This is a genomic window from Aeromonas sp. 601027, from assembly GCF_049174455.1.
GTDB classification, from domain to species: Bacteria; Pseudomonadota; Gammaproteobacteria; order Enterobacterales; family Aeromonadaceae; genus Aeromonas; species Aeromonas veronii_A.
Genome location: NZ_JAAKTN010000021.1, coordinates 36166 through 42634, shown reverse-complemented (window position 1 = coordinate 42634; position 6469 = coordinate 36166). Strand labels below are relative to the sequence as shown.

General features: G+C 58.8%; 5 protein-coding genes. 2 read left to right on the top strand and 3 right to left on the bottom strand.

The genetic code is table 11. The features are described 5' to 3' along the window. Positions 1 to 204 precede the first annotated feature (204 nt). Complete coding sequence (locus G5193_RS21055) at positions 205 to 744, top strand: gamma carbonic anhydrase family protein (RefSeq protein ID WP_058057072.1); 540 nt, start codon at positions 205 to 207, stop codon at positions 742 to 744. Between the two features lie 92 nt (positions 745 to 836). Here the strand turns inward: G5193_RS21055 and polA are convergent, their stop codons facing one another. Further along, positions 837 to 3602 carry a DNA polymerase I gene (polA, locus tag G5193_RS21050; protein ID WP_421207254.1) on the bottom strand — a complete coding sequence of 922 codons (2766 nt, stop codon included), beginning with the start codon at positions 3600 to 3602 and terminating at the stop codon, positions 837 to 839. 400 nt (positions 3603 to 4002) lie between these two features. Between polA and elbB the strand changes: the two genes are divergently transcribed. Beyond that, on the top strand, positions 4003 to 4653 hold the full coding sequence (elbB, locus tag G5193_RS21045; protein WP_227341734.1) for an isoprenoid biosynthesis glyoxalase ElbB: 651 nt from the start codon (positions 4003 to 4005) through the stop codon (positions 4651 to 4653). 77 nt (positions 4654 to 4730) lie between these two features. Here the strand turns inward: elbB and G5193_RS21040 are convergent, their stop codons facing one another. Both G5193_RS21040 and G5193_RS21035 read right to left on the bottom strand, forming a co-directional pair. Further along, a complete protein-coding gene (locus G5193_RS21040; RefSeq protein ID WP_005342050.1) occupies positions 4731 to 4940 on the bottom strand; it encodes a cell division protein ZapB in 210 nt (69 codons plus the stop codon). A gap of 246 nt (positions 4941 to 5186) precedes the next feature. After that, entirely contained in the window at positions 5187 to 6467 is a 1281-nt protein-coding gene (locus G5193_RS21035) for a hypothetical protein (RefSeq protein WP_421207252.1), read from the bottom strand. Positions 6468 to 6469: the final 2 nt, after the last annotated feature.

Genomic DNA, 6469 nt, shown 5'->3' with positions numbered 1-6469 from the left:
GACGAGGTTGTTTGCGTTGCCGCTTGCCGTGTCGATGGAGGCGCATTATAGGGAACAGATTCTTTCTGGCAACCCCTTATCTGCAATAAAATTGCAAAAAACCGCACTTTTTTAGTTATTCATATCCAGACACAGCTTTTATACAAACTTATCCACAGAAACTGGTTCCAGATTGCTAGAATGGCCGAAAACAAGGAGGCCAAGATGGACTTGCGACTGAGACCCTATAAGGGAAAACGCCCGCAACTGGGCAAACGGGTGTATGTAGATCCCTGCGCGACACTGGTGGGCGATATCGAACTGGCCGACGACGCCAGCATCTGGCCCATGGTGGCGGCACGGGGGGATGTGAACCATATCCGCATCGGCGCCCGCAGCAACATTCAGGATGGCACCGTATTGCATCTGACCCGCAAGAGCGTCAGCAATCCGACCGGCTATCCGCTGCTGATCGGTGAAGATGTCACTGTGGGTCACAAGGCGATGCTGCACGGCTGCACCATAGGCAACCGGGTGCTGGTCGGCATGGGTGCCATTCTGCTTGATGGCGTCGTGGTTGAAGATGATGTGATGATCGGCGCAGGTTCACTGGTGCCACCGGGCAAGCGACTCGAATCGGGCTTTCTATATATAGGGAATCCCGTCAAACAGGCTCGTCCGCTCAAACCCGCCGAGATCGCCTTCCTCAAGACCTCGGCCGACAATTATGTGCTGCTCAAGGATGAGTATCTGCAAGAGACCTGATAGGGCTGGCAGAAACAGGAAGCCCGGCATGATGCCGGGCTTCGCTTCTTATATAGCTATCTATATAGCCGTGCAGAACGGCTGACCGGAAATCAGTGGGCCTGATCCCAGTTGTCGCCGGTACCCGCTTCAACCAGCAGCGGCACATGCAGTTCGGCAGCGGCCGACATCTTCTCCTTGATGATGGCGGTATACTCCTCCAGCTTCTCTTCGCGGATCTCGAACACCAGTTCATCGTGTACCTGCATCAGCATGCGGATCGACTCATCCCCGATACCGCGGATCCAGCTGTCCACGTTGATCATGGCGCGCTTGATGATATCGGCGGCCGTGCCCTGCATAGGCGCGTTGATGGCGGCCCGCTCGGCTGCCTTGCGCAGACCGGCGTTGCGGGACTTGATATCCGGCAGATAGAGGCGACGACCAAACAGGGTCTCGACATAACCCTGGGCTTCCGCCTGCTGGCGGGTACGCTCCATATACTCCAGCACGCCCGGGTAGCGTTCGAAGTAGAGATCCATGTACTTCTGCGCTTCGGCACGACCGATCCCCAGCTGCTTGGCCAAACCGAAGGCACTCATGCCGTAGATAAGACCGAAGTTGATCGCCTTGGCGCTGCGGCGCATGTCGGTGGTGACCGCATCGAGCGCTACACTGAATACCTCGGCGGCAGTCGCCTTGTGGATGTCCTTGCCCTCGGCAAAGGCGGTCAGCAACCCCTTGTCACCGGAGAGGTGCGCCATGATGCGCAGCTCGATCTGGGAGTAGTCCGCCGCCACCAGCTTGTAACCGGCGCTCGGAATAAAGGCCTGACGGATCCGGCGCCCCTGCTCGTTGCGCACCGGGATGTTCTGCAGGTTGGGATCAGATGATGACAAACGGCCCGTAGCCGCTACCGCCTGATGATAGGAGGTATGTACCCGCCCGGTCTGCGGCTTGATCATCAGCGGCAACTTGTCGGTGTAGGTGGACTTGAGCTTGGCCAGCCCACGATGCTCCATCAGCAGTTGCGGCAGCTCATAGGTCTCCGCCAGCTCGGCCAGCACCTCTTCTGCGGTGGACGGTGCCCCCTTCGGCGTCTTTTTGATGATCGGTAGGCCCAGCTTGGTGAAGAGGATCTCCCCAAGCTGCTTGGGTGAGGAGAGGTTGAACTCCTGTCCAGCCAGCTCATGGGCCTGCTTCTCCAGCTCCGCCAAGCGCAGCTCGATCTCCTGGCTCTGCTGGTGCAGCAACTTGGGATCGATAGTGGTGCCGAGCAACTCCATCCGCGCCAGCACTGGCAGCAGAGGCAGTTCGATCTCGCTGAATACCTTGGCGAGACCCGGCACGGCCTCCAGCTGACCCCACAGCGCCTGATGAAGACGCAGGGTGATATCGGCATCTTCCGCCGCATAGGGGGCGGCCTGCTCCAGCTCGATCTGGTTGAAGGTGAGCTGTTTCACCCCTTTGCCCGCAATATCTTCAAAGGAGGTGGTCTCAACCCCGAGGTAACGCTTGGCCAGCGAATCCATGTCGTGGCGACTGGCGGTGGAGTTGAGCACATAGGATTCGAGCATGGTGTCGTAGGCGATACCTTGCAGGTCGATGTCGTGGTTGAGCAGCACGTTGCGATCGTATTTGAGATTCTGCCCCACCTTGAGACGGGTCGGATCTTCCAGCAGCGGTTTGAGCTTGCCCAACACCACGGCCTCGCTCAGCTGTACCGGTGCCCCCAGATAGTCATGGCCAAACGGCACATAAGCAGCCTTGCCCGGCTCAACCGCGAAGGAGACCCCGACGATCCGCGCCTCCATATAGTCGAGACTGGTGGTTTCGGTATCGAAGGCAAACAGCGGTGCCGCTTTCAGCTGTTCCAGCCAGCCGTCAAACTCGGCTTCGTCCAGAATGCAGCGGTAGTCGGTTTCGATGGCGGCAACCGGAGCGGCGCTCTCATCGCCAGCCTCGTTCTGTCCGGCGCTCTCGCTGCCCTCTTCACCACCGGATTCCAGCTCCTTGATCAGGTTGCGCAGCTCGTATTCGCGATAGACCGCCAGCAGGGACTCCTTGTCGACCGGCTTGAGCAACAGCTCTTCCAGACTCTGTTCCAGCTCGACATCGGTCTTGATGGTCGCCAGTCGATAGGAGAGACGAACCTGCTCTTCCTGCTCGCGGAACTTGTCGGCGAACGCCTTGGAGCCTCGGAAGCCGAGGGCGGCCACCTTGTCCAGGTTGGCGGCAATCTCGTCGATACTGCCAATCCCCTGCAGCAGAGCCAGTGCAGTCTTCTCGCCGACACCGGTCATACCGGGAATGTTGTCGACCTTGTCACCCATCAGGGCCAGATAGTCGATGATGAGCTCGGGCGGTACGCCAAACTTCTCGATCACCCCTTCCCGATCGGTCTTCACATCTTTCATGGTGTCGATCAGGGTGACATGATCGGAGACCAGCTGCGCCATATCCTTGTCACCTGTACTGATCAGCACCGGTAGCTGCTTCTCGGTCGCCTGGCGGGCCAGGGTGCCGATCACGTCGTCGGCCTCCACCCCCTCCACCATCAGGAAGGGGAAACCCATCGCCTTGATCATCTGGTGGATCGGGGCAACCTGGCTGCGCAGATCGTCCGGCATGCTGGCGCGGGTCGCCTTGTACTCGGGATAGATGTCATCGCGGAAGGTCTTGCCCTTGGCATCAAACACCACGGCCACATGACAGTCAGGATATTGCTTGCGCAGGCTGCGCATCATGTTGGCCATGACACGGACGGCGCCGCTCGGCAAACCGGTCGATGTGCGCAGATCGGCCTGCTGGGAGGCGAAGAAGGCGCGGTAAAGATAAGAGGAGCCGTCGACCAGAATAAGGGGGTTGCTAGGGGCCATGAAATCGTCCTGCCAGAGATAAACAGCCGCTAGGATGCCACAGGGCCCCCCTCACACCAAGGGGCGCAGCAACAGCACACAGCGCCTGATAAAGGGACTCAATCTGTGGATAACTCTGTGTTCAAAAATGGGGCGCATCAGAGCGCACAGTGATAAAACTGTGCATAAGAATATAAAAAGCCATTAAAAACAATGCGTTGAGATCGTAAAAACCGATCGTGAGACAGTTAGAATGATCTCGATCAATGTGGAAAAAGATTTAAGGGAGTAGGTACGGCAGGATCCAAAACGAAACAATCCTAGCACAGCAAGATGACTTGACCAGCGGAGGGCGAGCGATAACCATACAAAAGTACAACAATCCATCCTGGCTCACATTTTCAACAACGAGGAGTTTGCCATGAAAAAAGTGGCCGTGATTTTGAGTGGCTGCGGTGTCTTTGACGGAGCCGAAATCCATGAGGCCGTCATCAGCCTGCTGGCGCTGGCCCGTCAGGGAGCCGCCGTCCAGTGCTTCGCCCCGAACGTGGCGCAGCTCCATGTCATCAACCACCTGACCGGTGAAGTGAGCAAGGGAGAGAGCCGCAACGTGTTGGTCGAAGCGGCCCGCATCTGCCGTGGCCAGATCAAGGATGTGGCCGAGCTGGATGCAGTAGATTATGACGCCCTGCTGGTGCCCGGCGGCTTTGGCGCTGCCAAAAACCTGTGCGACTTCGCAATCAGGGGCGCCGAATGCCAGATCCAGCCCGATGTGCTGAAAGCGTGCCAGAGCTTTGCCAAAGCCAATAAACCGGCCGCCTATATCTGCATCGCGCCCGCCATGATCCCGCTGATATATGGTGCTGGAACGCTGGCGACCATCGGCCATGACGAGGGTACCGCCAACGCCATCGAGGAGATGGGTGGCAGCCATCTCAACTGCCCGGTCAACGAGTTTGTGGTGGATCAGGAGCGCAAGGTGATCTCCACCCCCGCCTACATGCTGGCCAACAACATAGTCGAAGCCGCGGACGGCATCGAGAAGACAGTCAAACAACTGCTGGCGCTGTAATTCCCATCCCGCCAAAACAAAAATAGACGGGCCGCTCATAGAGCGGCCCGTTTTCAATTCTGCCTGAAGGCGATGAATTAGATGGTTTCGCCCATCTGATCCATTTTACCCAGCAGGGCACGCAGACGCTCCTGCCATGCAGCGTGCTCGTTACGCAGCTGATGGTTCTCGTCTTGCAGCTTGCTGTTCTGTTCTTTCAGCTCGTCCAGCTCCATCTTCAGCAGGGAGATGTTGTCGACAGCGGATTGTACTTTGGATTCGAGTTGCTCAAGGACTTCTAGTGACATATGCATACCTGTTTGTTCAATTGCGATGCCCCACAGAGGGCGATTCAAGCGCGTGGAGCCAGCATACCCCGAGCCTATCGGCACAAACAAGCCAGTGCGCTGTAAAATGCGCCTTCCATAGATGTATTGTCTAAATATGCGTCTATTTTTCTCGCATCCTGCGCCCGAGCCGCGACAACACTCTAAACCGTACCTAAAAAGCGCCGCTACCAACGCATCATTGATGCCATCCTGATGGCACGGTCGCTATCCATGCAAGGCGATATAAGCCCCCAGCAACAGACAGGCGACCACATACATCAGCAGGCCGTAAAGCAGGTTCCAGCGCAGGATCAGCCCGGCACTGAGGTTGTAACGGGAGGCCAGCGCCAGATTGGATCCGGAGAGCGGACTGGTGCCGGTGGCAAGCCCCCATCCCAGCAGGAAACACATACCGAGCAGGCTGGGATCCGGCGCCAGCGGCCAGAGCAGTGGCGCCAGCCCGGAGATACTGATGAGCGGATGTACCCCGACGATGGCCACCAGCAGGATCAGCAGCAGAGTGAGGGATGCCTCCAGCCAGCCAAAGTGGTTGAACAGCGGCAGGCCGTGACCGGCACCGAAATCGATGACCGACAGCGCACTGTTGATGCCTGCCGCCAACAAACCGGCCCCCAGAAACAGCACCAGCTGACCGCCGATGGCGGGGAAACGCTCCACCACCTGCCGCTTGAGGGCCGCCTTGCGCCCGGCCCTCGGCATAAAGAGCAGCGCCAGCAGCGGGGCCACCAGTGCGATCACCGCCAGAATGCCGAGCTGGGGCCAGATCTGCTTGATGAGCAGTACCAGCAACGCCAGCGTGACCGGCAACCCCAGTGTCTGCAACCGCAGCGGATAACCGGCAAAGTCGGCCACTCCGATCCTCTCCACCTGCCAGGCAGTCAGCCCCATCGCCAGCAAGGCGGCGAGGATCCCGAGCGGCAGAATATGGGAGAGCTGCAAGCCCGGCGCATAGGTGAGCGCCACCGCCATGGCGACAAAGAAGGGTGACCAGAAGGCGGCGGCACAGAAAATCCGGCTCAGCACCATCACCTGACGCCGCTCCAGGGTGCCATTACGCTCCAGCCGATCGCCGATGATAAAGAGCACCGAGAGATTGATGACCGCCCCCAGCAGATTGAGGCTGGCCATGGTGCTCCACAGCCCCTTGCGCCCGGTCCAGGAGGTGGTGCCGGTCAGCAAGCCGGAAGTGGCAAGGTTGAGGGTGCTCACCGCGGCAAACATGGTGAGCATATTGATATTGGGCAGCAGCCAGTCACCGGCAATGAGGGTCGCGCCCTGCCACCAGGAGAAGATCAACAGCAGCAGGGCGGCACTATACAGGGCCAGCGCCTGCCGCCTGGCGGCCCCTACCAGCCAGGGCCAGGTGAGCAGTGACGCCCCCCAGGCTGCAATGGCCGCGGGCCAGGGGGAGAGACCCAGATAGAGATGAAGCAGGTTGAGCAGCCACATCCCCAAAATCAGATAACCCGACCAGCGTTTGGCCATCG

Excerpts from the sequence above, each read along its gene's own strand:
- G5193_RS21055 (WP_058057072.1), top strand. The coding sequence starts at position 205 with ATGGACTTGCGACTGAGACCCTATAAGGGAAAACGCCCGCAACTGGGC.
- polA (WP_421207254.1), bottom strand. The coding sequence starts at position 3,602 with ATGGCCCCTAGCAACCCCCTTATTCTGGTCGACGGCTCCTCTTATCTT.
- elbB (WP_227341734.1), top strand. The coding sequence starts at position 4,003 with ATGAAAAAAGTGGCCGTGATTTTGAGTGGCTGCGGTGTCTTTGACGGA.
- G5193_RS21040 (WP_005342050.1), bottom strand. The coding sequence starts at position 4,940 with ATGTCACTAGAAGTCCTTGAGCAACTCGAATCCAAAGTACAATCCGCT.
- G5193_RS21035 (WP_421207252.1), bottom strand. The coding sequence starts at position 6,467 with ATGGCCAAACGCTGGTCGGGTTATCTGATTTTGGGGATGTGGCTGCTC.